Source organism: Mesorhizobium sp. M0276 (assembly GCF_040321755.1).
GTDB lineage: Bacteria > Pseudomonadota > Alphaproteobacteria > Rhizobiales > Rhizobiaceae > Mesorhizobium.
Genome location: NZ_JAMYSC010000053.1, coordinates 1 through 23312, shown reverse-complemented (window position 1 = coordinate 23312; position 23312 = coordinate 1). Strand labels below are relative to the sequence as shown.

Sequence of the window (23312 nt, the reverse complement as noted above, 5' to 3'; positions counted from 1 at the left end):
ATGCGCTTCCTGTTCTACAGTATCTCCGTCGTCTCCGACTGGAATCATGGCAACGCCCATTTCCTGCGGGGCGTCATGCGCGAGCTCATTGCCTGCGGACACAAGGCGTTTGCGCTAGAACCGGCGGACGGCTGGAGCCGCTCTAATCTGCTGGCGGAGAAAGGTCCGTTCGCGGTCGAACGCTTCCGAAAGGACTTTCCCGAGCTGGTGCCGGTTACATATGGGGATGCCTTCGATCACGAAAGCTGGCTGTCGGATGCCGACGTGGTCATCGTCCACGAGTGGACGGACCCTCGACTTGTCGCGGAGATCGGGAAGGTGCGGGCGAGAAGGGGCAATTTCACGCTTTTGTTCCACGACACGCACCATCGTGCGGTTTCCGCCACGCAGTCGATCTCGGCGCTACGGTTGGAGCACTATGACGGCGTGCTCGCCTTCGGTGAGGCGCTGCGCGAGACCTACCTCCGCACCGGCTGGGGCAAGCGTGCGTTCACCTGGCATGAGGCAGCGGATGAGCGACTGTTCCAGCCGCACCCCGAAGTCGACTCGAGATCCGACATCATCTGGATCGGCAACTGGGGCGACGATGAGCGCAGCGCCGAAATTCAGGAGTTCCTCGTCAACCCGGTGCGCGAACTTGGTTTGTCCGGCACCGTTCACGGCGTCCGTTATCCGCGAGAAGCGCTCGCCGATCTTGCCGCCGCGGGCCTCCGCTACGAGGGCTGGATCGCCAACGCGGACGTGCCGAAGGCTTTCGCGGAACATCGCCTCACCGTCCACATTCCCCGGCGGCCCTATCGGGAGAGCCTGCCGGGAATACCAACGATCCGCATGTTCGAGGCACTCGCCTGCAGCATCCCGCTCATTTCGGCCCCGTGGAGCGACGTGGAAGAACTCTTCAGACCAGGCACAGACTTTCTTTTGGCCCGCGACGGATCAGAGATGCGCCGTCACGTTCGCGACGTACTGAACGACGCGGAGCTGGCCGCCTCGCTGGCAAGGTCCGGCCTCGAAACCATCCGCGCGCGACACACTTGCCGCCACCGGGTGCGCGAATTGTTCGACGTGCTCGCCGAATGCGGGCGTCATCAAGCCAACAATCCAGTCGTCGCTGAGGAGGCCCTTGCATGAAGATGGCATTTTACGGATCGAGTCTGCTGTCGTCCTATTGGAACGGCGCGGCGACCTATTATCGCGGACTGCTCAAGGCACTGTCGCGACTGGGTTACCAAATTACCTTTTATGAACCGGACGCATATGACAGACAGAAAAACCGCGACATGGATGCACCGGACTGGTGCAACGTCGTCGTTTACGAAGCGACCGCCAATGCGCTTGTGCAGGTTGCGGCGCGCGCAGCCGAAGCCGACATCGTCGTCAAGGCGAGCGGCGTAGGCTTCGAGGATGATGCGCTGCTGCGCGCCGTGCTCGACAACGCCCGCGCCGATGCCCTTACCGTATTCTGGGATGTCGACGCCCCGGCGACCCTCGGTCAATTGCGTGCCGAGCCGGATCACCCGCTTCACCACGCGCTGCGGCAAATTGATCTGGTCCTCACCTATGGCGGCGGCGATCCGGTCGTCTGGGCCTACCGCACGATGGGTGCGACCGAGTGCGTGCCGATCTACAATGGACTCGATCCGGAGACGCATCACCCCGTCGCCAGAGACAACCGTTTCGTCTGCGATCTCGCGTTCCTCGGCAATCGTCTGCCGGACCGAGAAACGCGGGTCGAGGCGTTTTTCCTAGATCCAGCCGCCAAGCTCGCCGGGCAGCGCTTCCTGCTCGGCGGGTCGGGCTGGGGCGACAAACCGCTTCCGGCCAATGTCTCATGGCTCGGCCATGTCGGAACGCGGGATCACAACGCTTTCAATGTCACACCAAAGGCGGTGTTGAACATCAGCCGTGACAGCATGGCAGCGAACGGCTTCTCGCCAGCCACGCGCGTTTTCGAGGCCGCGGGCGCGGGCGCCTGTCTGATCTCGGATGCCTGGCTCGGAGTCGAATTGTTCCTGACTCCCGGCGAGGAAATCCTGATGGCGCGCGATGGCGATGATGTCGCCGAAATCATGGCCACTCTGACGGTCGAACGGGCAAAGGCGATCGGCGCAGCCGCGCTTCGCCGCGTCTTGGCTGAACACACCTATGCGTTGAGGGCTGCCGTGGCCGACGCGGTGTTCAAACGCCATTTCGAACATCCCACCGTGGAGGCAGCGGAATGAGGAAACGGCTCGACATCGTCTTTCTCGGCCTGTCGTTGTCTTCATCGTGGGGAAACGGCCACGCCACGACGTTTCGAGGGCTGCTGAAAGGCCTTCACGAACTCGGTCATCGCGTCACTTTCCTGGAGCGCGAGACACCCTGGTACGCAAACCATCGCGATCTTCGCGATCCCGATTTCTGCACCTTGCGCTACTATGAAACAACCGCCGAGCTTCATCGCAACTATGCCCGCGAGCTGCAGCGGGCCGACGTCGTGGTCGTTGGCTCCTTCGTTCCGGAGGGAAAGGCGGTTATCGACATTCTGGCTGCACTTTGCGTCGGGCAATTCTGCTTTTATGACATTGATACGCCGGTGACGCTTGCCAAGCTCGTCGAGGATGACTGCGACTATCTGAGCAAGCGGCAGGTACCCTATTTCGATATCTATTTCTCTTTCACTGGCGGGCCGACGCTTGCCCGTCTCGTCACGGACTTTGGTGCGCGGCGGGCCGAGCCGCTCCATTGCTCCGTCGATCCGGCACGGCATCATCGAACCGGAAACGCAGTCGACTGGGATCTCGGCTATCTTGGGACTTACAGCTCGGACCGGCAGATGGCATTGGAGGCACTGCTGCTCGAACCGGCGCGCCAGATGCCGGACAAACGCTTTGTCGTCGCCGGTTCGCAATATCCGCCGGATACGGCCTGGCCGGACAATGTCGAACGCATCGAGCATTTGGCGCCCACCGATCATGCTGAGTTCTACAGCCGCCAACGCTACACGCTGAACCTGACCCGCCAGTCGATGATCACGGCTGGATGGTCGCCGAGCGTAAGGCTTTTCGAGGCAGCCGCTTGTGGCACGCCGATCATCAGCGATCGCTGGCGGGGGCTGGAGAGCTTCTTCCCCAAGTCGACGATCCACACCGCCGCTCGATCTCAAGACGTGATCGAGATCCTGTGCGGCCGATCGGAGCGGGCCAGGCTCAGCATGGCCATGAAGGCGCAAGCCCTTGTACTGGCGTCACATACTGGCGCGGCAAGAGCTCGCGAATTGGTTTCGCTGTTGACCCGGTCGAGGCAGGAACCTCCGGTCCTGGACATCGGGAGTGCAGCATGATTGGCAGACAGGAGAAAATCGTGACGCGGCAGTCAAAAACAAAGGCGCGGCGGACGCCGACGGTGCTCGTCGCCGGCGGCGCGGGTTTTGTCGGTTCGCATCTTAGCGAGAAGTTGATCGAGTGCGGCTACCGTGTGATCTGCGTCGATAATTTCCTGACGGGCCGCATGGAGAACATCCGACCGATCATGAATCATCCGCGCTTCCGGTTGGTGGAGCAGGATATTTGCCGATCTTTGAAACTGGGGGAACCAGTCGAGCGCATCTTCAACCTGGCCTGCGCCGCATCGCCGCCGCGCTACCAGGCGGACCCGATCCATACCACCCGGACCTGCGTGATCGGGACACTGAACCTGCTTGATCTCGCCGCTCGAAATAACGCTCGTTTCCTGCAAGCTTCGACCAGTGAGGTCTATGGCGATCCAGAGCAGCATCCGCAAAGGGAAGACTATCTCGGCCATGTGAACTGCACAGGCCCGCGCGCCTGTTACGATGAGGGCAAGCGAACGGCGGAAACCCTCTGCTTCGATTATCTGAGGGCAGGCAAAGCCGACACGCGCGTCGCGCGGATTTTCAACACCTATGGTCCGCGAATGGATCCGGCCGATGGCCGCATCGTCTCGAACCTTATCGTGCAAGCTCTTGAAAGGCGACCGCTGACGATATTCGGCGATGGCAAGCAGACCCGATCCTTCTGCTTCGTCACCGATTTGGTGGATGGCCTGCTTAGGCTCATGGATGCCGAGCCCAATCCACGCCAGCCAGTCAATCTTGGCAATCCGGGAGAATATACCATCCTTGAGCTGGCGAAACTGGTCAGCGAAATGGCCCGCATCAGGCCCGCTCTGAAGTTCCTGCCTTTACCGCAGGATGATCCTCGCCGGCGGCAGCCCGACATATCCCGCGCAAAGGCACTTCTCGGCTGGTCGCCCAAGGTACCGCTCCGGCATGGCTTGGTGCAAACGATTGCCTATTTCGCCGAGCTTGAGACAAGCCGGATGGATGGCCCGATGACGCCGATCGCCAAAACCATCCCTCCCTCTCTGGGCAAGCTGCAGGACCTGCCGGCCTGAGCCCGTCTTATCGCCTGCAAGCTCCTCCGCGTGCAGGCGTGGGTCTGGCGGATTTCATGGTTCACTTTTTTCACGAACACGGAACATCCTGCCGGACTTGGGGTTGAGCCATAGGACCTGGCATGGAGAGCCTTGCTGTGCAGCCAAAACGATCCGCCAAAGACTTAGAGCAGATGGCCGCCCAGGAGACGGCCGCCTTTCTGCGAAGAGCCTCGATTACTTATCTCGAATGTTGCGTTAGCCTGATGATGACGCACCTCGAACGTGAGGAAGTGGCTGCCATTCTCGAGCAGGAAGCCGACATGCTGCGAAACCTCGATTGAGACCGGCTGCTGTTGGTCCGCTCAAAGCGACCGATTTTGGGGCGGCTGGCGTAAGCTTTGTAATTATTCCGTATCGCAAGGAACATTCGGGCGCGCAGACAGTTCGGCCATGGAACTTACCTCAACAGCACATGGCGGCAGTTTCGTGGAATCAAAAAAGGTTCGGATTGCTATAGCCGGGGTGGGCAATTGCGCGTCTTCCCTAGTCCAGGGTCTCACATACTATCGAGACGCCAGAGGCAACGAGCCGATCCCGGGCCTCATGCATGCTGATCTCGGCGGCTATCACGTCGATGACATCGAGGTGGTCTGCGCTTTCGACATCGCCAAGGGCAAGGTGGGCCGCGATGTCGCGGAAGCCATCTACAGCGCACCCAACAACACATTCCGCTTTGCCGATGTGGCAAAAACAGGCGTTCGCGTCGAGCGCGGACCGACGCTTGACGGCATCGGCAAATATTTGCGCGATCAGATCGAGGAGGCGCAAGAGCCGGTCGCCGACGTCGGTGCACAGCTTCGGCAAAGCGGCGCGGACGTGCTGATCTCATACCTGCCGGTCGGATCCGAGGAAGGAACACGCTTCTACGCCGAATGCGCGCTTGAAGCCGGCTGTGCCTTCGTCAACTGCATTCCTGTTTTCATTGCCTCACGGCCGGAATGGCGCCTCCGCTTCGAACAGCGCGGTCTGCCGCTGGTCGGCGACGACATCAAAAGCCAGGTCGGTGCGACGATTGTCCACCGTTTGCTTGCCAATTTGTTCCGCGAACGCGGCGTCCGCATCGACCGCACCTATCAGCTCAATTTCGGTGGCAACACCGACTTCCTCAACATGCTGGAACGAGAACGACTGGAATCGAAAAAGATCTCCAAGACGCAATCCGTGACGAGCCAGATCGACGTACCGCTCGAAGCCGGCAATATCCATGTCGGTCCAAGCGATCATGTGCCTTGGCTTACCGATCGCAAGTGGGCCTATATCCGCGTCGAGGGCACGACTTTCGGCGGCGTGCCGCTCAATGCCGAGCTGAAGCTGGAAGTGTGGGACTCGCCAAATTCGGCCGGAGTCGTGATCGATGCGGTGCGCTGCGCCAAGCTGGCACTCGACCGAGGCATAGCTGGCGCCCTGACCGGACCCTGCAGCTACTTCATGAAGTCGCCACCCGAGCAGTTCACAGACGCCGAGGCTCGGCTGCGCACGCTTTCCTTCATCGCCGGCAGGGACGAGCCGATGCTCGATGCCGCGGAATGACGACCACGTTCTTCCTGATCCGCCACGCGGCGCATGACCATGTCGGCGACTATCTTGCCGGACGCATCGCGGGAATTCGCCTTGGCGAGACAGGCAAGGCCCAAGCCCTGCGCCTGGCCCGCCGCATGGCAAGCGAGCCTATTGCAGCCGTCTTTTGCAGCCCGCGCGAGCGCACGCAGGAGACTGCGGATCCGGTTGCTGCCCTTTGCGGCACCGGGACCTGCATTGTCTGTGAGGAACTCGACGAAATCGACTTCGGCGTCTGGTCGGGCAGGACCTTCGAGGAATTGAGCCGCGACGCCGCCTGGCGACGATGGAACGACCACCGACAGGAGGCGATGACGCCCAGCGGCGAAACCATGCTGGACGTCCAGCGCCGTATTGGTTCGCTGATCGAGCGCCTTCGCAAACGCCACCAGAACAAGGCCATCGCACTGGTAAGCCACGCCGATGTGATCAAGGGCGCCGTCTGCGGCGTGCTTGGCCTGTCACCGGGAGACTGTTTTCGCTTCGACATCGATCCCGCTTCGATCACGACAATCGTCTCCGGCGACTGGGGCTCTAAGCTGATCCGCTTGAACGAAGCGGCCTGATGAGGACAGCCAGATGCGGATGGTCATTTTTGGTCTCACCGTCACGTCCTCATGGGGAAACGGGCATGCCACGCTGTGGCGCGGGCTGATCCGTGCCCTTGGCGGGATGGGATGGTCGATCACATTCTTCGAACACGACACGCCCTACTACGCCCGAACGCGCGATCTCCATCATCTCGACGGCGGCGATATCGTTGTCTATCCCGACTGGGAGGTCATCCGCCAGATCGCCGAACACGCGATCGAGCAGGCAGACGTCGTGATCGTCACCTCCTACTGCCCCGACGCAGTCGACGCCTCACTTCTGGCCCAAAGCGCATGTCGCGGCTTGAAGGTATTCTATGACCTGGATACACCCGTTACGCTTGCCCGCATCGAACAAGGTGAACTTCCGGCTTATTTCGGACCCGAGGGCCTTAGAGATTTCGACCTTGTCCTGAGCTATACCGGCGGAACCGCAATCGACGCGCTCAAGACAACTCTGGGCGCGCGCCTCGTCATGCCGCTCTATGGCCATGTCGATCCCGAGCGGCACCGGCCGGCGGAGCCCAGGGCCGAATTTGCCGGAGATCTGTCCTACCTCGGAACCTACGCGGCGGACCGTCAGGCCGGTATGGAAAGGCTGCTCGTCCGCCCGGCCTTGCGCCTGCCGGAGCGCCGCTTCGTCATCGGCGGCGCACAATATCCACTGGAGTTTCCGTGGAGCGAAAACATCTTCTTCGTCAGGCACCTGCCGCCCGCGGACCATCCGGCCTTCTTCTGCTCCTCCCGCCTGACGCTGAACGTCACACGCGAGGCAATGGCCAGAAGGGGCTGGTGTCCCTCGGGCAGGCTGTTCGAGGCTGCCGCTTGCGGCGCAGCCATCGTCACCGACGCTTGGCCAGGTCTCAGCAGCTTCTTTAAGCCCGGCAGCGAGATCATCGTCGCCGACACCACCGATGATTTGGTCGCCGCGCTCCACTTGCCGGACAGCGATATCGACGAAATCCGGCGCCGCGCCCGCGAACGGGTTCTCGATGAACATACCTCCGCGGTACGCGCCAGGGATCTCGATCGCATCCTGTCGGATGCGCGGCACGGCTCGACGCCGCAGCAGCCGTTGAAGGAAGCAGTCTGATGTTGGGCATCGTGCCTGCCGCCGGGCGCGGCAGCCGCATTCAACCGCTCGGCTTCTCAAAGGAGCTCTTGCCGGTCGGCAGTCGTATCGACGGCGCGGCCGAGCGCCCCTGTGCGGTGAGCGAATATCTGGTGCGCCGCATGGTGCGTGCCGGTACCGACAAGATCTGTTTTATCATCGGATCGGAAAAATCGGATATTCTCGAGTACTACGCGGCCGGGTATGGCGATGCAGTCGCTGTCTTCGTAGTGCAGCCCTCGCCCGTTGGCCTTTGCGACGCAATCTTCCGCGCCGCGCCCCTCGTCGCACCGGACGAGACAGTCCTGATTGGTCTGCCCGATACGATCTGGTTTCCAGAAGAAGGCTTCAGCCGCCTGCCAAATGACAAGCTTTCGTTCCTGCTGTTCCCGGTAGACCGTCCTGAACTCTTCGATGCCGTCATCCTGGAGCAGGACGGCCGGGTGCAGGCAATCCAGGTCAAGCAGCAGGACGCCGCTACAAACTGGATCTGGGGCGCATTCAAGATGCCGGGCCACGTGTTTCATCAGCTTGCGGCGTTGTGGCGCGAAAGAGACCGTTCCGACGAATATATCGGCACGCTTGTCAACGCCTATCTGGCAGCCGGGGGCGAAGCCTTCGGCGTCAAGGCAGGCACAGCCTATGTCGACGTCGGCACCTTCAACGGCTACCGCGCGGCGCTTCGGCTGCTGGAGAACAGTACGGCCACGTTGAACATAGCTGAGGATCTGCCCCTCTCGCTGTCTGCTCACGCGCAAATACCGCTTCATCCAGGCGAAGGAGGCTAGCCATGCTCCAGTCCAGCGCTGAAATCCGCCGTCGCATCGATGCCCTCGGCCCGTGGTTCCACAACATGGACCTGGCAGGCATCGAAACCGCGCCTGATCATTTCCTCGGCAACTACCCATTGGTGAAATGGCGCAAGTTCGCCGACGCCATTCCTGCCGACCTCTCCGGCAAGGCCGTGCTCGACATAGGCTGCAATGCGGGCTTCTATTCGATCGAGATGAAACGGCGTGGCGCCAGCCGCGTGCTCGGCATCGATTTCGACGAGGCCTATCTGGCGCAGGCCCGCTTTGCCGCAGAGATCGCCGATTGCGACATCGAATTCCAGCTGCTCTCGGTCTACGACGTCGGCATCCTGCGCGAGACCTTCGACATCGTGTTGTTCATGGGCGTGCTTTATCACCTTCGGCACCCCCTGCTTGCCCTCGATCTGGTCCGCGAGCATGTCGCCGGCGATCTGATGGTCTTTCAATCGATGCAGCGTGGCAGCTCCGACCTGCCCCTCCTGGAGCAGAATTACCCCTTCTGGACGCACGATATGTTCGATCGACCGGAATTTCCGAAACTGCATTTCATCGAGCATCGCTACGCCGACGATCCAACCAACTGGTGGATTCCCAATCGTGCCTGCACCGAAGCGATGCTGCGCAGCGCCGGCTTCGAGATCGTGCTGCATCCCGAGCAGGAGGTCTATTTCTGCCGCGCCACAAGCGAACCCGCCGGCGGCGGCGCCGTCTACCCGTCGAAAGGAGACCTTCATGATTGAAGCCGCGATGATCTGGAACGAGCCGAACAACAAGTCTCACTGGGACCCTGAGCTGGACCCCGAATGGCGCCGCTTCGCCGACATGACTATCCTGGCCGCTCAGGCAGTCGCCGTGGCCAACCCGGCGGTGACCAGGGTCCTCGGCGGCATCTCGCCGATCGATGCCGATTTCATGAAGCTGATGAAGCAGTTCGGCGTGCTCGACCATGTCGATGCGGTCGCCGTCCATGGTTTTCCTCTCGACTGGAACCTCTGGCAGATCCAGGAATGGCCCCAGAGGCTTGGCGAGATTTCGACCGTCACCGATCTTCCCGTGTGGGTCAGCGAGGTCGGCGTTTCGAGCTTCGGCGCAGAGGAAATACAGGTCTGGGGTTTGCGCCGGACCGCTGAACTGCTGCTCGGCAATTCGCCACGCATACAATGGTACAGCCTCTATGATCTGCCGCGTGAATGGGGAGCAACGACGCGCCATCGCGAAGCGGAAGGCTCCTCCTATTACCGCCACTTCTACATGGGTCTTCTGCGGCAGGACGGAACACCCAAGCCCGCGCTCGACGAATTCATTCGTCACACTCCCGAAATGGGACTGGCGCAATGGTTCCACTTCGAGGACCCGAGGCTGGATGACGCGGTCGCCTGGATGAAGCGGTTGGGGGTCACGCAGCTGCGTACCGGGCTTTCCTGGGCCGACAGTTTCAGGCCGAACGCCCTGGACTGGTTCGACAGGCAGATGGAGGCGCTTGCCGATTTCGACGTGACCGTAACCTTTTGCTTCACGCCCGAGCACCGCGGAATGATGCCGCATCATACGAGCCCGCCCCTCGTGCCGGAGGAGTTCGCGGAATTCTGCGCGGCGATGATCCGCCGCTACGCCCCCGGAGTGATCGCTTCGCAGGCCAGGGCATTCGGAGCTACGGCTATATGATCATGTCATTGAGCACATGTTCCGCCGCGATGGCGTCCCATGATTTTCCGGCCTGGTCAGGCGGAGGCTCTGGTCCGGCGTTCTGGCGTCGGATCGCTGTTTCCAGGAAGCTTTGGTTCGACCGGACATGACACTCACGATCCTGAATGTCGCCTACCCCCTCGCCGCGACCGGGCCGGACGCGGTCGGCGGAGCCGAACAAGTGCTGTCGATGCTCGACCAGGCGCTGGTACGCGCGGGTCACACGTCCATCGTGGTCGGCTGCCAGGGCTCCAAGGCAGCAGGCATTCTCGTTGAAACGCCTGCCGAGCCAGGCGTGCTCGACGATGCGGCGAAAATCCGGGCACGACAGGCTCATCGCACCGCGATTGCGGCGGCGCGGGCCCGTTGGCCGATCGATGTCGTCCACCTTCACGGCATTGATTTCGACGCCTATCTGCCTGACGATGGTCCGACGCTCGTATCGTTGCACCTGCCGCTCGATTGGTATCCCGCCGACGCCCTGCGCCCGGCGCGCGATGATCTATGGCTGCATGCCGTGTCGGCCTCCCAACAGAAGACGGCGCCGCCAGGCGCCATGCTCGTTGCGCCAATTCCAAATGGCGTCGATATCGATCAATTGTACGAAAGGCGATCCAGGCGCGCCTTCGCGCTGGTGCTCAGCCGCATCTGTCCGGAAAAGGGCATCCATCTGGCTCTCGACGCGGCCAAGCAGGCTGGTCTCCCGCTTGCTGTCGCGGGCAAGGTCTATCCCTACGAGACCCACACGCGCTACTTCGACGACGAGGTTCGGCCGCGGCTCGACAGGCAGCGCCGCTTCGTAGGTCCGCTCGGTTTTGCGGCGAAACGCCGGTTCCTCAACGCGGCTCGCTGCCTCGTTATTCCGAGCCTAGCGCCCGAAACCAGCTCGCTTGTGGCGATGGAGGCGCTCGCCTGCGGCACACCGGTGATTGCCTTTCCAAACGGAGCGCTGCCGGATGTGGTCGAACACGGCAGCACCGGCTTTCTCGTTGACAACGTCGACGACATGGCGAAGGCAATCATCGCGTCATCCGACCTCGACCCCGAGACATGCCGCGCCGCGGCACGGCACCGCTTTTCGCTCGATCGCATGGTCTCGTCGTACATCGACACCTATCATGCCCTTGCTCGGCTCGGCACCGGCCACAGCAGGCCTGCAGTGGCGACAGGGTGAGCGGACATGCTGCGCGGCGAGGTGATCGATGATCCCACCGCCCTTGCCGATCTGGAGCCCCACTGGTGGCGGCTCTGGGCATCCAGCCGGACGGCGACGCCTTTTCAGTGCCCTGCCTGGCTGCTTGCATGGTGGGAAGCATTCGCACCTGGCGAACTGGCGACGATTGCGGTCTGGCGTGACGAGGATTTGGCAGGACTGGCGCCGCTTTATCGGGAACGGGCAATTTCTGGTTCGAGGCTGCTTCCGGTCGGAATCTCCCTGAGCGACTATCTGGACATTCTCTGCCTGCCCGGCATCGAAATGGCTGTTGCCGGCATCATTGCCGACGTGGTTGCCAAGATCGAATGGTCGCAATGGATTCTACCGGACCTGCCGGCCGACGCTGCCGGCCTCGCCATCAGCCATCCCGCGATGGAAGCCAGCGAGGCCGTCAACCATGCGGCTTGTCCCGTACTCGCGATTGCCGGTGACGACCGGCTTGCAGGCTGCGTTCCTTCACGGCGACGGCGACAATTGCGTCGCGCGTACAGAGCCGCTTGCGGGTGCGGCCGTGTCTCGGTCTGGCCGGCACAGAACGATCCCCGATTGTTCCTCGATCATCTGGTTCGCCTGCACGGCGCGCGCTGGGCCGGTTATGGTGACGGCGTGCTGAACGGCCCCAATGTCAAAGAGTTCCATAGGCACGCACTGCCCCCGCTCGCCGCGCATGGTCTTGTCCGATGCTGGCTCATAGCCATCGACGACCAGGTCATAGGTGCCTATTACGGCTTTCACCATCGTCAGCGCGCCTATGCCTATCTTGGCGGTTTCGACCCAGACTATGCCGAGGTCAGTCCCGGCGCGATCCTAATCGGCCACGCCATAACCGAGGCACTTCGAGAAGGCGCTAGCGAGTTCGACTTTTTGCGCGGGCGCGAGGCTTACAAGTACAGTTGGGGCGCCGTCGATCAATGGACAAAGCACAGGATCTGGACTCGAGGCTCGATCCCGTGAGCGGGGCCGGACATTCGCCACGGGCATCGGCCGCAAGAAAAGCGATCGAGCATTGGATGTCGGAAGGCGCCGGCGCCGAAACGATCATCGCCAGGCTCGCGCTTCTTTTCGAAGCAGGCATAGACGCTGGCGAGCTGGCTCAGATCGCACAGGACATGTCTTCGACGGATCTTCAAAACCAGGACAAGCTACAACGGGTCGCCAGCCTGCTCCGTCACAGGCCCGATACCTTGGCGCTGTTGCGCGAAACAGGTGCTGCTGTTCGCCATCGACGCGAGGAAGCGGAAACGGATGCAGCGGTGGTCCAGCGACTTGCGTCGAGCTTCGATGCGGCAGCGAGGATTTCATCGGCGGCAAGCGTCCAGTTGTCGTCCCTCGGCGATGAGGAAAAGCTCTCAGCTGCCACCGCTGAGATCACCGGGTGGCTGCAAAGACAAGGCTTCACCGGCGCCGGACTTCGTATACTGGACATTGGCTGCGGCATCGGGCGTTTTGAAATCGCGCTTTCCCCCGCCGCGCTGCGGGTCGTCGGGATCGATATATCGCCGAGCATGATTTCGATCGGGCTTGAGCGGTGCGCCGCGCTGCCAAATGTGGAACTCCGGCTGACCTCGGGCCTCGATCTCGCCGATTTCGGCGACGCCAGCTTCGATTGCGTGCTGGCCGTCGACAGCTTTCCCTATCTGGTGCTGGCCGGACTCGCGGAGCGATACTTGAAGGAGATTGGGCGCGTGCTGAAACGACCGGGCATGGCTGCAATTCTGAACTACTCCTATCGCGGCTCTCCAGCGCTGGATCGCTCCGAGATCAATCACCTCGCCGAAGCATACGGCATGCAGGTTGTGATCGATGGCGAGAGGCCATTCCGCCTGTGGGATGGAACTGCCTTCATGCTCGTACCGGTTGGAACATTACGGCCCGGCGCGGGTTCGGGCGTCGATGAAGAGCGCAGCGTGAGGTCAACTTGACGGCAGTGCATCGATCCAATTTGGATCTGGCCCCGATCGGTGCTTCCGCCTGCTGCGACAAGTGTCGGGTGATGTGATACCGGCTGAGCCGCGACGTCCAAACTGGCGGACGCTCGGCGCAAAATAGCAGGTCATAAACGAAGCCCGGCGCGTTGATCGGCTCGACGCTGCCCGCAGTTGTGGAAATAATGACCAGGGTTCGTTTTGTTGGCGTAGACGGCCCTGCAGCGTTATTGAACAGTTCGGTTCTGTGCTGGCAACATGACGAGGATAGAACCTGGTAGGGAACGCGATGTCTCGCTCGAGCGACGATAACATTGATCCGCAGGTCAGTCTGGTGCTGGACCGGGAAATAGCCTCCTTGCTGGCGGCGATAGAGCAGGAGAAGGTCCCCAATCGGCTGAAAGACCTGGCGGTTCAATTGCAGAACGCGCTCGTCGAAAAGCGTCGGCTGGCGGCAAAGAGGAATTAGCTGCCTCGCCTATCGTGTGCCGAAGCCCAAACGTCCTTCGGACACGTGACCGCGCCTTTCCAGCAGCGTCTGCAGCGAATTTTCCCCAAGACGCTCGAGTACGCCGGCGCGTGCGCGGTTGAGACGGCTTTTAACCGTTCCCACCGCACAGCCGCAGATTTTGGCCGTTTCTTCATAGCTCACGCCGAGAACTCCGATCAGCATCAACACCTCGCGTTGTTGTCTCGGTAGTTGCTGGATGGCGCTATAAACTTCCTTGCGCTGGATCGACCACTCCTGCGCAGCCTCCGAAACGGGAACCAGGGAGGCGCAGTCGAGCAGCCCTGGGCTCTCCCTGTCGGCAGCTTTTGTGCGCGTGTAGAAGGTGTTGCGCATGATGGTAAAGAGCCACGACTTCATCCGGGTTCCCGCTTCGAATCTATCGAGGTTGGCAAGACCCTTGGTCAACGTTTCCTGGACAAGATCATCCGCATCGTCCGGACTGCGGCAGAAGGTACGCGCAAAGGCCCGCAAGGCGGGTATCAGGTCAACGATCGAAACTTGCTCGGTTTCTTGGTTGGCCAAAGCAAAGCCCCTGGAGGACAATGGTGCAGCTCCCGGCAGAGATGAATTCTGTGACGCAGACGTAGCTAAATGCGTGAGGGTTTGGATCGTTCCTGACTTCGAGATAATCACTCAAAAATCCCGCATCGAGTCGCCATCTGTAGCGAGAGCGGCGCGCTACCCTGCGCGCGTTGCCGCCTCGGCAAGGTCGCGAAATTCGGACTTTGTCAGGCCGAGCCTCGGCCCGGCAATTCGGTCTGCTGCCTGACCTGCTCCGGCAATTCGTCACGCGCACGCTTCGCTTCGCTGGTGGATTGAGATGCGCCCCGCCCCAATCGATCCTGTCGGTCCAATTCGTGCTCAACCGTGAGGCGCGAACCCTCCGCCGGGTCCTCTTGGGGATGGTTGTTGGCGGGATCATCAGCTTGCTCCTTGGGCTTCCGTGCCCTGCTTTCGCGGTCTTGGTTGAGGCGATCGTCTTTACCTGGGACGGTCCGGTTTCCGCTGATTGTTTTGCCTGTGTTTTTCATGAGTTCGGTCCTGACGGTTTGCGGCGTGGCGTTTGCCGGAGGAACGACAGACCGACCATTTGGTTGCGTCCGCCTAGCGTTAGAGCCGGCAGGCCCAGCTTCCCGCCATTCCACATTCCTTGAACTGAAGGGTGGTTGCCAAGGCATCCTTTTACAACCAATCGCGTTATGGCCTCTGGCATTGATGGTGATTTCTTCATGGCAAGGTGCACGAGCCCGGTGGTCCGCCCCAGGAAACGGAGACGACCATCCGTATCGGCTAGCCTTTCGCATCCAGCTCGAAGCTCGTTCGGCAATCACCTTGCAGGCATCGCGAACCCGGCCGGCACCGCCTCAATATTGGCCTTGACGGGATGCAGCGACTGGCAATCCGCGCTCCATGCGCGTGGTTCCAATGCCCGCAGCATTCTTGATCTCATCTGGTCCTTTGGCGCGGTTGCGACGACAACATGGCTGCTTGTCATGGCGGCAATGGCAATGGCGCTTTTCCACCGGCGCCGGGCGAGAGCAGGCCATTCGCCGCTGCGTATCGACAACCACCGGGAGCGCCGGTTCGGCCGCGCTGTCGTAGGCGCCACAGCGTCGACCGTGTTAATCTTGGCTGCGCTGACGTTAACGAGCTTCTTCGCGGGCCGATCCGTTGCCTCGCTGAGCGGGACAGCGACGCTCACCGTTCGCATCACCGGGCATCAATGGTGGTGGGAGATACGCTATCCCGGCGATAATCCATCGCGGATGATCGTCACGGCCAATGAAATCCATGTCCCTGTCGGCGAGCCCGTCAAGATCAATCTCGATTCGCCGGACGTCATTCACAGCTTCTGGGTGCCAGGCCTCGCTGGCAAACGGGACCTCATCCCGGGCCGGCCGAGCGAACTCACCCTCATTGCCGATAAGCCCGGCGTCTACCGAGGCCAGTGCGCCGAGTTCTGCGGCTACCAGCACGCCCATATGGCCATCACCGTCATCGCGGAAAGCCGCGAGGCGTTCGACATGTGGCGATCGAGGCAAGATGCCGCCGCAGCCGCGCCCGTCGGAGACGAAGAACGCCGCGGCCAGCAAGCCTTTCTTTCCACCGGCTGCGCGCTCTGCCACACTGTAAGGGGCACGCCGGCCAACGGAACCATTGGGCCTGACCTTACTCATCTCGCAAGCCGACGCGCATTGGCCGCCGATACGCTGGCGATGACACCCGGTGCGCTTGCCGCATGGATCGCCGATCCGCAGTCGACGAAACCCGGCGCCAAAATGCCGCGTGTTGCGCTCAGCGCCGACGATCTCAACGCGGTCGCCACCTATCTTGGAAGCCTCGAATGAGCGGCATCGCGGGAAAGGCAGTCGGGCAAAAGCAGGAAAAGGGTCTAAAAGGTATACGCGACACCGGCCTCGAGGAGGCGCGGCTGCACGCCTTTCTGGCGCATGCCTGGCAGACACCGAAAGGTCTGTATGGCTGGCTGGTGACGGTCGACCACAAGCTGATCGGCCGGCGCTATATGGTAACAGCCTTTCTGTTCCTCGTCCTGGCGGGCCTGTCGGCGCTCGCCATGCGGTTTCAGCTCGCAACGCCCGAGGCCGGTCATATCGGCCCCGATTTGTACAACCAGCTCTTCACCATGCACGGCACGACGATGATGTTTTTGTTCGCCGTGCCGATAATGGAGGCGTTCGCGATCTACCTTGTGCCGCTGATGATCGGCACCCGCAACGTCGCGTTCCCGCGGCTCAACGCCTTCAGCTATTGGGTCTATCTTTCGGGTGGCCTGATGATCTGGATCGCCTTCGCATTCGACACGGGGGCGGATGCCGGCTGGTTCTCCTACGTGCCGGTGGCCGGGCCCGAATATGGAATCGGCAAGCGCCCCGACTTCTGGGCGCAAATGGTGACCTACACGGAAGTGTCGGCACTGGCGGTTGCCGTCGAGATCATCGCGACGGTTTTCAAGCAACGCGCACCGGGCATGACGCTCGATCGTATCCCGCTCTATGTCTGGTCGGTCCTGATTATGGCGTTCGTCATACTGTTCGCCATGCCCGCGGTGATGGTGTCAAGCACGATGCTGATCCTCGACCGGCTGGTCGGCACCAAATTTTTCGATCCCGCAGCCGGAGGCGATGTGCTGCTGTGGCAACACCTCTTCTGGTTCTTTGGACATCCTGAGGTCTACATCATCTTCATTCCGGCAACCGGCTTCGTCTCCGCGATCCTGCCCACCTTCGTCCGCCGACCGGTGTTCGGCTATCTTGGGATCGTGCTGTCACTGATAGCTATTGGCTTGCTTTCCTTTGGGCTGTGGGTGCATCACATGTTCGCCACCGGCCTGCCGCAGCTCGGCGAGAGCTTCTTCACCGCCTCCTCGATGATGATCGCCATTCCGAGCGGCATCCAGATCTTCTGCTGGATTGCGACGATCTGGGGCGGCCGGCCGATCTTCGCCACGCCCATGCTTTTCGTACTCGGCTTTATCTTCACCTTCGTGATCGGCGGCCTGACCGGGGTCATGGTCGCCTCGGTGCCGCTCGACCTGCAGGTGCACGATACCTATTTCGTGGTCGCGCATCTCCACTATGTGCTGATCGGCGGCGCCGTCTTCCCTTTGCTCGGCGCCGTCTATTACTGGTTTCCCAAGATCACCGGTCGCATGCTGTCCGAGAGGCTCGGCCGCTGGAATTTCTGGCTGGTCTTCATCGGTTTCAATCTCACTTTCTTTCCCATGCACATTCTCGGCCTGCAGGGCATGCCGCGCCGCGTCTACACTTATCCGCCGGCAAGCGGCTGGGGCGAGATGAACCTGTTCATCAGCGTCTCGTCGCTGGTGGTGTTCGCCGGCTTTGCGCTTTTTTTCCTGAACGTCCTGCTCAGCCTTCGCGGCGGCAGCATTGCAGGAGACAATCCCTGGGGGGCGAGCACGCTGGAATGGGCGACGACGTCGCCGCCGCCTTCCTACCATTTTTCGCGCCTGCCGGTCGTAACGCATAGGGAGCCGCTCTGGGATGAGCCCGACACGCTTCCGGTCGTCGAGGGCTTGCGCGTCGATGCCCGCGAAGTGCTTGCCAGCACGGTCGCCGACGCGGTGCCGCAACTGCGCCAGCCATCGGCCGGCAATTCGATCTGGCCGCTGCTTTCGGCCATCGCGGTGGGCGGCGCGTTTCTCGGTTCGATCTACACGCCATGGGCCGTGGTGTGGGGTGCAATACCGGTCTCGATCAGCTTTATCTGCTGGTTCTGGCCGAAAGGCGAGCCGGAGGACGAGGAATGAGACACCGCCCGGTCGCCGACGTCAGCCATCTGCCGACATATGATTTCGGCGCCGCAAGCCCCATGTGGTGGGGAACCCTTGCCTTCATCGCTCTGGAAGCAACCGGTTTTGCCTTGGCGATCGGTACCTATTTCTATCTGGCCGTGCTGGCCAAGCATTGGCCGATTGGCGCGCCGGCGCCCGATCTTTTGCCAGGCACGACGATATTGATCATGCTGCTTGCGAGCGTCGTCCCCAACCATCTGGTGGAGCTTTGGGCGCGGCGGCAGGATCTCACCAAGGTCCGCATTGGCATTGTGATCATGTCGATTGCCGGAATTCTTCCCCTGATCGTTCGCATCTGGGAATTTCCTGCGCTCCGGATCTCCTGGGACCAGAATGCCTACGGGTCGATTGTCTGGTTCCTGCTCGGTCTTCACACCTCACATCTTCTTACCGATGTCGGGGACACAATCGTGCTTGCGGTTCTCATGTTCACGCAAAAAGGCAAGGCCGGACGCCGTCTCAGCGACGTGTCGGACAACGCCTTCTACTGGGACTTCGTGGTCGTCTCGTGGGTCGTGCTCTATCTCATCATCTATTGGGTTCCGAGGATCTAAGATGCAGGCGATCCGCACCGGTATTTCCTGGGCAGGCCTGGCGGCCGGACCAACCGCGTGGGCGGTATCGCTGCAGCTCGATTATGCGATTGCGTACTGGCAATGCCACACCGGCTTTCGCCCCACCGCCTTGTTCTCCCTGATCGGTGTCGCCGTCGCGACGGCGGGCGTCCTGTTGTCGTGGCGCGCCGCCCATGACCGCAGGCACGGCACGAGCCCGCCCCTGAAGGCACGCACGCGTGCGTTTCTAGCCAGAACTTCGGTCGGCATCGGAACGCTGTTCATGCTCATCATGCTGGCGCAAATGGCGGCCGGACTGATCTTCACCGGGTGCGAATTGTGACCATGCGCAAGAGCTTGCGGTCGGCTATCTGTTGTCGGAAGGCTTCGCTTCGGCTTATCGCAATCCCTGCACCCTTGGGCCTCGTCTTTCAGATCATCACGGTCGCCTTGACATTGTTGGCTCCGTGCACACAGCTGCGGGCGGATGAAATCCAGAAAGGCGAGTATCTCGCCCGTGCCGCCGATTGCGTCGGCTGCCACACGTCCAACCCGAGCCGCCCATTCGCCGGAGGCTACCGCGTGCCAACCCCCTTCGGCGATGTCTATTCGACCAACATCACACCGGACCTCGATACTGGCATCGGGCGCTATTCCGCCGACGAGTTCGTGCGGGCGGTTCGGGAAGGCGTCAGGCGCGACGGGGCCGATCTTTACCCGGCCATGCCCTTTGACAGCTTTGCCAGAATGACCCGCGAGGACGTGCTGGCGATCCGCGCCTATCTGCTCACGCAAGTGCCGATCGCCCAGCCCCGACCGAGCAATATCCTTCCCTTTCCATTCAACCAGCGTTGGGCGCTCGGGCTGTGGAAACTTGCGAATGTCCATGTCGGCGGCTTCGCACCGGATCGGAGCCGAACCGGAGCTTGGAACAGGGGCAGCTACCTGGTCGAGGTCCTTGGCCACTGCGGCGCCTGTCACACACCGAGGAACACCACATTCGGCATGGATGAAGATCGCAAGCTTGCCGGCGGCACCGCTGGCATCTGGCAGGCTTTCAACATCACCAATGACAAGATCGCGGGCATAGGCAGCTGGAGCGACGACGAACTGTTTCGATTTCTCAAGACTGGCGCCGTGCCTGGGAAAGCCTATGCAGGCGGTCCGATGGCCGAAACAGTCATGAACAGTCTGCAACACCTCTCGGATGACGATATTCGAGCCATGGTCACCTATCTAAGGGATGTGCCTGCCCAATCAGGCGAGGAGAAGCGGCCGCGTTTCGCATGGAGCAATCCGCCTGTTGCCACGGCCAATGACTCATCGAGGACCACGGCGCAGGGCAGCGGCAACTCGGCAGGCGCCGATGTTTATCGGTCGCTCTGCGCGGGATGCCACGGGGTGAATGGAGAGGGATCGGCGGACGGCTCCTATCCGTCGCTCACCCGCAACAGTGTGCTCGGCGCCGCTGCTCCCGAGAACGTCGTCATGACGATCCTAGCCGGCGTCAGGGCGGGCGACGTGGCCGGCCGCAAATCGATGGCGGCCTTTGGCGACTGGCTGGATGACAGCCAGGTGACGAGCCTTGCCAATTATGTGACCGCGCGGTTCGGAAATCCCGAAGTAAGCGTCACAGCAGCCGACGTGCGCCAGATGCGGGCGGGCTCGACAACAGAACAGACGGTCATGCTGCTGGCAGCACAGGCTCTGGTGGCTGGTGGAGCGGGATTTATGCTCGTTTTGGCGTTCCTGCTCGCAAGGCGCCATGGAGCAATTGCAAGACAAATGTGAAGCGGCCGTCCGTCGGGAATGCGAGCGAGGAATCTGCACCCAGGCCGTTTCACGTTCGTGCGTAGAGATAGGCGGTGATGTCGCGCGCCTCCTGCTCTGACAGGTTGGTGTTGGGCATGGCCGTCCTCGGATCGACGTCCCGCGCTCTGCTGATCCAGCGCATCATTGCATCTGGAGAGGTTCGCAAGACGGTGCCTGCCGCATACGTTCTCTGCGCAACGCCCCGCAAGGAGGGGCCGACCGTGCCTTGAGCACCGGGGACACCAGGAATTTCGTGGCATCCGCCGCAGCCATTGCGGATCATCGCCGGAATGCCGCGCTCGGCATCGCCGCCGACCGCCTGCATGATCGTAGTCTCGCGCAGGCTCTCGCGGTGGTTTGCCTGGACGAACCAGACCGCCAAGCCGAGGCCGACGGCCGCCAATATGCCCTCCGTCCATAAGAGCCCCGACCTTGCTTGCCGGATGGACGCAGGCTGTCGACCCATGGATCCGCCACCTTCTCTTGCAGCCGTGAACATGCTGCCGGTTGTGCATTCACTGGAAGTGAACAAACCGGCAGCGCTTTCAGGCAGGAGCTTATTTGTTGCAGTTCTGAACGTTCGACGTTGCCGTGCCGCTGGCTGTGTTGTTGTCGACATCGTTGCCCGCCGTGTCCTTGCAGCGATCATTCATGCCGTTTGGGGCCCTCGTCGAATTTGTCGCGTTTGGATCGACAGATGTTGTCGGCGTACCGGAGCCGGTGCCCATGGTGCCGTTGGTGCCGGTCGTGCTGCCCGCCTGGGTCGTGGTGGAACTTGAACCATTCGATTGCGCCATGGCCGAGGTAGCCAAGGCGATGGTGAGCAGGGACGCGGAGAGGATTTTCGTAATCATGTAAGCCTCCATCGGTTCATGTGCATTGCCACAACCAACGAGCATTTTTCGGAGAGGTTCCCTTGAATAGAATTGTGTTCGGTCAGGTTTTTTCACCCCGGATTTCAACTGCCCTGCCGTTGAATTCGTTGGTGGTGCACAAAAGAGCTGACCATCAGTCGGCAGGTTCGGGCGCTTCGAATTACGGAGTGTTCGAGACCGTCGCCGTTCAGCTTTGCGACTGAGGGAATTCTACGGCTCGTCGATGTCCAGCTTCGAGGGGTTCTGCGAAATGAGACGCTCTTCCTCGTCATCCGGCAGCGCTTCGTCGCTGTTCTGGTACGCGTTATCGTCCTCTTCGTCGGGCAATTCACCACTCTTCTCGGTGGCGTTGCGACTGTCGCCGTCTGGCGGCACACCATCTGGAAGAACCTCGCTGCCTCGGATCGCCGCTTTTCGAGTGCTGGTCCTTCGGATGTGACGACGGGGGGGCGCATGCGCGCGCCCACATCAGCATACGCCACAAGGGCTGGCATCAAGATCAGTGCCAGTAGGGTTCGACCCTCCAATATCGATACGAAGCTTCGCGGGCCGGCCTTCCATCATCGACGGTGAGTTCATCGATCGAGTAGGCCGGCGCGGCCTTGAGCTGATCTGTGCTGAAAGAGACAACGTATCCGCCGCGGTCCGGATCATAATCCAAGAGGGACCATGGCACCGCGTGGTATCTTTCACCGATGCCCAGAAAACCGCCAAAGGAAATCACTGCGAACATGATGCCATTCGCGGTCTTTTCGAGCATCACGTCGTCGATCGTACCAATTTCCTCGCCCGCCGTGTTGTAGACAGTTGTGCCAATTACGCGCGAGGCGCGGATGGCGTCGGTATGGCCACTCGGAGTTGGCATTTCTTGAGCTCCTCTCTGTCCAAGTCAGATACCCCCCAAACGGCCAGTCGGCGCTGATGTTCCCAAAAAAACTGCTGGTGCTCTGCGGTCCGGACTCGACGGAGTGGCCGTCGCACAGCACGTCGTTACACGGCCGCGAAAATTCCACTCGCATTGTTGCACATCGCCGGCTCGGCAAGGGAACCGAGCGCCGCAGGTATGCCGACGGCTTCTCCGCCTCGTCGGATTCATGGCCGCGATAACGCCTGCCGATAACGGAATTCCTTGTCCTAGTCGAACGGTAGCGAAAGGCGACGAGGGTACCCTCACCGCCTCTGCTCCGGAAAAAGGCGCGTCGAAATTAACTCACGGATCATTGGAAAGTGGAGAACATCGACGTGAAAATGCAGCACATCGAATTCATTCGCCCGTCTGCGAACCTTTTCAAGCATCATGACGTCATACGGAACATGGTTCTGGGCGCTAGGGTTCAGCCGTAGTGCAGCATTGCAACACGCGACCAGTTCGGCCGAGGTGCTTGAATCGCCGCTGGCGAACAACGTCACTTCGTGGCCCTGTCGAACCAGCTCTTCCGTCAAATAGGAAACGATACGCTCAGTCCCTCCATAAAGCCTCGGCGGTACCGACTCGATCAGAGGTGCGATCTGGGCTCTGCGGAATACCTGAAAGCGGAAGTCAGCCTTCAAACAATCGGCGATGGCACGACCCTCCTTCACCTATTCACATCACTGCCAACTTTCGGATTGCTGATTTGTCCGGGAACAATCGCTGCGCCGAGACGCGGCCCCGAACAACGACAAGGGACGGACATCGGCGCGAGCCGTAACGTCTCGGCTGAACAGGCCCGGCACAGCCGAACACGTGCATAGATACACCGAACAGGGCCATGGCCGTCTCCAAGTGAGCAGCAGGCGTCGATCGGGTCGTGCTGTGGAATCTTGTCGCCATGAGCGATGAACCGAGGTGACTTGCCGAAGGAACAGCGGTCCCGCGTGCGTCAGCGCGGATCGAAAATCACGTCTGCGAGT

General features: G+C 61.2%; 25 protein-coding genes and 1 pseudogene. 20 read left to right on the top strand and 6 right to left on the bottom strand.

Annotated features, from left to right (window positions below; translation table 11 throughout):
• The 15 genes from NKJ01_RS29395 to NKJ01_RS29325 all read left to right on the top strand — a co-directional run bounded on the left by NKJ01_RS29395 (position 1) and on the right by NKJ01_RS29325 (position 13803).
• The gene (locus tag NKJ01_RS29395) at positions 1 to 1131 is read left to right on the top strand and encodes a CgeB family protein (protein WP_352733494.1); all 1131 of its coding nucleotides are present in this window, start codon (positions 1 to 3) and stop codon (positions 1129 to 1131) included.
• The gene (locus NKJ01_RS29390) at positions 1128 to 2222 is read left to right on the top strand and encodes a CgeB family protein (protein ID WP_023758305.1); all 1095 of its coding nucleotides are present in this window, start codon (positions 1128 to 1130) and stop codon (positions 2220 to 2222) included. The genes NKJ01_RS29395 and NKJ01_RS29390 overlap by 4 nt, the downstream gene beginning before the upstream one ends.
• Positions 2219 to 3322, top strand: a complete 1104-nt coding sequence (locus NKJ01_RS29385; protein ID WP_023758304.1) for a CgeB family protein — start codon at positions 2219 to 2221, stop codon at positions 3320 to 3322. Before NKJ01_RS29390 ends, NKJ01_RS29385 begins: the two co-directional genes overlap by 4 nt.
• Positions 3319 to 4395 (top strand): UDP-glucuronic acid decarboxylase family protein, encoded by a 1077-nt coding sequence (locus NKJ01_RS29380; RefSeq protein ID WP_352487439.1) that lies wholly within the window; start codon positions 3319 to 3321, stop codon positions 4393 to 4395. Before NKJ01_RS29385 ends, NKJ01_RS29380 begins: the two co-directional genes overlap by 4 nt.
• A 122-nt stretch (positions 4396 to 4517) precedes the next feature.
• Complete coding sequence (locus NKJ01_RS29375; protein ID WP_352487395.1) at positions 4518 to 4718, top strand: hypothetical protein; 201 nt, start codon at positions 4518 to 4520, stop codon at positions 4716 to 4718.
• A 145-nt stretch (positions 4719 to 4863) separates the two neighbouring features.
• On the top strand, positions 4864 to 5967 hold the full coding sequence (locus NKJ01_RS29370; protein WP_023758301.1) for an inositol-3-phosphate synthase: 1104 nt from the start codon (positions 4864 to 4866) through the stop codon (positions 5965 to 5967).
• A complete protein-coding gene (locus NKJ01_RS29365; RefSeq protein WP_352487396.1) occupies positions 5964 to 6560 on the top strand; it encodes a histidine phosphatase family protein in 597 nt (198 codons plus the stop codon). The genes NKJ01_RS29370 and NKJ01_RS29365 overlap by 4 nt, the downstream gene beginning before the upstream one ends.
• A 13-nt stretch (positions 6561 to 6573) precedes the next feature.
• A complete protein-coding gene (locus NKJ01_RS29360; RefSeq protein ID WP_352733490.1) occupies positions 6574 to 7677 on the top strand; it encodes a CgeB family protein in 1104 nt (367 codons plus the stop codon).
• Positions 7677 to 8483: a nucleotidyltransferase family protein gene (locus tag NKJ01_RS29355; RefSeq protein ID WP_352487400.1), complete on the top strand. Its 807-nt coding sequence runs from the start codon at positions 7677 to 7679 to the stop codon at positions 8481 to 8483. The genes NKJ01_RS29360 and NKJ01_RS29355 overlap by 1 nt, the downstream gene beginning before the upstream one ends.
• Positions 8484 to 8485: 2 nt before the next feature.
• On the top strand, positions 8486 to 9247 hold the full coding sequence (locus tag NKJ01_RS29350; protein WP_023758297.1) for a TIGR04290 family methyltransferase: 762 nt from the start codon (positions 8486 to 8488) through the stop codon (positions 9245 to 9247).
• On the top strand, positions 9240 to 10172 hold the full coding sequence (locus NKJ01_RS29345) for a glycosyl hydrolase (protein ID WP_023758296.1): 933 nt from the start codon (positions 9240 to 9242) through the stop codon (positions 10170 to 10172). Before NKJ01_RS29350 ends, NKJ01_RS29345 begins: the two co-directional genes overlap by 8 nt.
• A 127-nt stretch (positions 10173 to 10299) precedes the next feature.
• Positions 10300 to 11367: a glycosyltransferase gene (locus NKJ01_RS29340; RefSeq protein WP_352487403.1), complete on the top strand. Its 1068-nt coding sequence runs from the start codon at positions 10300 to 10302 to the stop codon at positions 11365 to 11367.
• Between the two features lie 6 nt (positions 11368 to 11373).
• The gene (locus NKJ01_RS29335; protein ID WP_352487404.1) at positions 11374 to 12363 is read left to right on the top strand and encodes a GNAT family N-acetyltransferase; all 990 of its coding nucleotides are present in this window, start codon (positions 11374 to 11376) and stop codon (positions 12361 to 12363) included.
• 56 nt (positions 12364 to 12419) lie between these two features.
• Entirely contained in the window at positions 12420 to 13331 is a 912-nt protein-coding gene (locus NKJ01_RS29330) for a class I SAM-dependent methyltransferase (protein ID WP_352733485.1), read from the top strand.
• A 292-nt stretch (positions 13332 to 13623) separates the two neighbouring features.
• Positions 13624 to 13803, top strand: a complete 180-nt coding sequence (locus tag NKJ01_RS29325) for a hypothetical protein (protein WP_023758292.1) — start codon at positions 13624 to 13626, stop codon at positions 13801 to 13803.
• 9 nt (positions 13804 to 13812) lie between these two features.
• On the opposite strand, the gene NKJ01_RS29320 is transcribed toward NKJ01_RS29325, so the two are convergent.
• Both NKJ01_RS29320 and NKJ01_RS29315 read right to left on the bottom strand, forming a co-directional pair.
• Complete coding sequence (locus NKJ01_RS29320; RefSeq protein WP_352487408.1) at positions 13813 to 14367, bottom strand: sigma-70 family RNA polymerase sigma factor; 555 nt, start codon at positions 14365 to 14367, stop codon at positions 13813 to 13815.
• A gap of 206 nt (positions 14368 to 14573) precedes the next feature.
• Complete coding sequence (locus NKJ01_RS29315; protein WP_352487409.1) at positions 14574 to 14876, bottom strand: hypothetical protein; 303 nt, start codon at positions 14874 to 14876, stop codon at positions 14574 to 14576.
• 309 nt (positions 14877 to 15185) lie between these two features.
• Between NKJ01_RS29315 and coxB the strand changes: the two genes are divergently transcribed.
• The 5 genes from coxB (at position 15186) to NKJ01_RS29290 (ending at position 20523) form a co-directional block, all read left to right on the top strand.
• Positions 15186 to 16193, top strand: coding sequence for a cytochrome c oxidase subunit II (coxB, locus tag NKJ01_RS29310; protein ID WP_502904953.1), 1008 nt, complete (start codon positions 15186 to 15188; stop codon positions 16191 to 16193).
• A complete protein-coding gene (ctaD, locus tag NKJ01_RS29305) occupies positions 16190 to 18133 on the top strand; it encodes a cytochrome c oxidase subunit I (protein WP_352487413.1) in 1944 nt (647 codons plus the stop codon). The genes coxB and ctaD overlap by 4 nt, the downstream gene beginning before the upstream one ends.
• Positions 18130 to 18732, top strand: coding sequence for a cytochrome c oxidase subunit 3 (locus NKJ01_RS29300; protein WP_352733477.1), 603 nt, complete (start codon positions 18130 to 18132; stop codon positions 18730 to 18732). Before ctaD ends, NKJ01_RS29300 begins: the two co-directional genes overlap by 4 nt.
• A gap of 1 nt (position 18733) precedes the next feature.
• Positions 18734 to 19075, top strand: a complete 342-nt coding sequence (locus tag NKJ01_RS29295) for a hypothetical protein (RefSeq protein WP_023758286.1) — start codon at positions 18734 to 18736, stop codon at positions 19073 to 19075.
• A gap of 239 nt (positions 19076 to 19314) precedes the next feature.
• On the top strand, positions 19315 to 20523 hold the full coding sequence (locus NKJ01_RS29290; protein ID WP_352487417.1) for a c-type cytochrome: 1209 nt from the start codon (positions 19315 to 19317) through the stop codon (positions 20521 to 20523).
• 49 nt (positions 20524 to 20572) lie between these two features.
• Here the strand turns inward: NKJ01_RS29290 and NKJ01_RS29285 are convergent, their stop codons facing one another.
• The 4 genes and pseudogenes from NKJ01_RS29285 to NKJ01_RS29270 form a co-directional block, all read right to left on the bottom strand.
• Positions 20573 to 20947 carry a c-type cytochrome gene (locus NKJ01_RS29285; RefSeq protein WP_023758284.1) on the bottom strand — a complete coding sequence of 125 codons (375 nt, stop codon included), beginning with the start codon at positions 20945 to 20947 and terminating at the stop codon, positions 20573 to 20575.
• A 154-nt stretch (positions 20948 to 21101) separates the two neighbouring features.
• On the bottom strand, positions 21102 to 21398 hold the full coding sequence (locus NKJ01_RS29280) for a hypothetical protein (RefSeq protein WP_352487420.1): 297 nt from the start codon (positions 21396 to 21398) through the stop codon (positions 21102 to 21104).
• A gap of 520 nt (positions 21399 to 21918) precedes the next feature.
• Complete coding sequence (locus NKJ01_RS29275; protein ID WP_023758279.1) at positions 21919 to 22284, bottom strand: PRC-barrel domain-containing protein; 366 nt, start codon at positions 22282 to 22284, stop codon at positions 21919 to 21921.
• A gap of 344 nt (positions 22285 to 22628) precedes the next feature.
• Positions 22629 to 22970 (bottom strand): annotated as a pseudogene (locus tag NKJ01_RS29270) (glycosyltransferase); the annotation flags it as partial.
• Positions 22971 to 23312: the final 342 nt, after the last annotated feature.

Excerpts from the sequence above, each read along its gene's own strand:
- NKJ01_RS29300 (WP_352733477.1), top strand. The coding sequence starts at position 18,130 with ATGAGACACCGCCCGGTCGCCGACGTCAGCCATCTGCCGACATATGAT.
- NKJ01_RS29375 (WP_352487395.1), top strand. The coding sequence starts at position 4,518 with ATGGAGAGCCTTGCTGTGCAGCCAAAACGATCCGCCAAAGACTTAGAG.
- NKJ01_RS29395 (WP_352733494.1), top strand. The coding sequence starts at position 1 with ATGCGCTTCCTGTTCTACAGTATCTCCGTCGTCTCCGACTGGAATCAT.
- NKJ01_RS29385 (WP_023758304.1), top strand. The coding sequence starts at position 2,219 with ATGAGGAAACGGCTCGACATCGTCTTTCTCGGCCTGTCGTTGTCTTCA.
- NKJ01_RS29330 (WP_352733485.1), top strand. The coding sequence starts at position 12,420 with ATGTCGGAAGGCGCCGGCGCCGAAACGATCATCGCCAGGCTCGCGCTT.
- NKJ01_RS29335 (WP_352487404.1), top strand. The coding sequence starts at position 11,374 with ATGCTGCGCGGCGAGGTGATCGATGATCCCACCGCCCTTGCCGATCTG.
- NKJ01_RS29315 (WP_352487409.1), bottom strand. The coding sequence starts at position 14,876 with ATGAAAAACACAGGCAAAACAATCAGCGGAAACCGGACCGTCCCAGGT.
- NKJ01_RS29390 (WP_023758305.1), top strand. The coding sequence starts at position 1,128 with ATGAAGATGGCATTTTACGGATCGAGTCTGCTGTCGTCCTATTGGAAC.
- NKJ01_RS29380 (WP_352487439.1), top strand. The coding sequence starts at position 3,319 with ATGATTGGCAGACAGGAGAAAATCGTGACGCGGCAGTCAAAAACAAAG.
- NKJ01_RS29295 (WP_023758286.1), top strand. The coding sequence starts at position 18,734 with ATGCAGGCGATCCGCACCGGTATTTCCTGGGCAGGCCTGGCGGCCGGA.
- NKJ01_RS29280 (WP_352487420.1), bottom strand. The coding sequence starts at position 21,398 with ATGATTACGAAAATCCTCTCCGCGTCCCTGCTCACCATCGCCTTGGCT.
- NKJ01_RS29365 (WP_352487396.1), top strand. The coding sequence starts at position 5,964 with ATGACGACCACGTTCTTCCTGATCCGCCACGCGGCGCATGACCATGTC.
- NKJ01_RS29275 (WP_023758279.1), bottom strand. The coding sequence starts at position 22,284 with ATGCCAACTCCGAGTGGCCATACCGACGCCATCCGCGCCTCGCGCGTA.
- ctaD (WP_352487413.1), top strand. The coding sequence starts at position 16,190 with ATGAGCGGCATCGCGGGAAAGGCAGTCGGGCAAAAGCAGGAAAAGGGT.
- NKJ01_RS29345 (WP_023758296.1), top strand. The coding sequence starts at position 9,240 with ATGATTGAAGCCGCGATGATCTGGAACGAGCCGAACAACAAGTCTCAC.
- NKJ01_RS29325 (WP_023758292.1), top strand. The coding sequence starts at position 13,624 with ATGTCTCGCTCGAGCGACGATAACATTGATCCGCAGGTCAGTCTGGTG.
- NKJ01_RS29360 (WP_352733490.1), top strand. The coding sequence starts at position 6,574 with ATGCGGATGGTCATTTTTGGTCTCACCGTCACGTCCTCATGGGGAAAC.
- NKJ01_RS29340 (WP_352487403.1), top strand. The coding sequence starts at position 10,300 with ATGACACTCACGATCCTGAATGTCGCCTACCCCCTCGCCGCGACCGGG.
- NKJ01_RS29355 (WP_352487400.1), top strand. The coding sequence starts at position 7,677 with ATGTTGGGCATCGTGCCTGCCGCCGGGCGCGGCAGCCGCATTCAACCG.
- NKJ01_RS29350 (WP_023758297.1), top strand. The coding sequence starts at position 8,486 with ATGCTCCAGTCCAGCGCTGAAATCCGCCGTCGCATCGATGCCCTCGGC.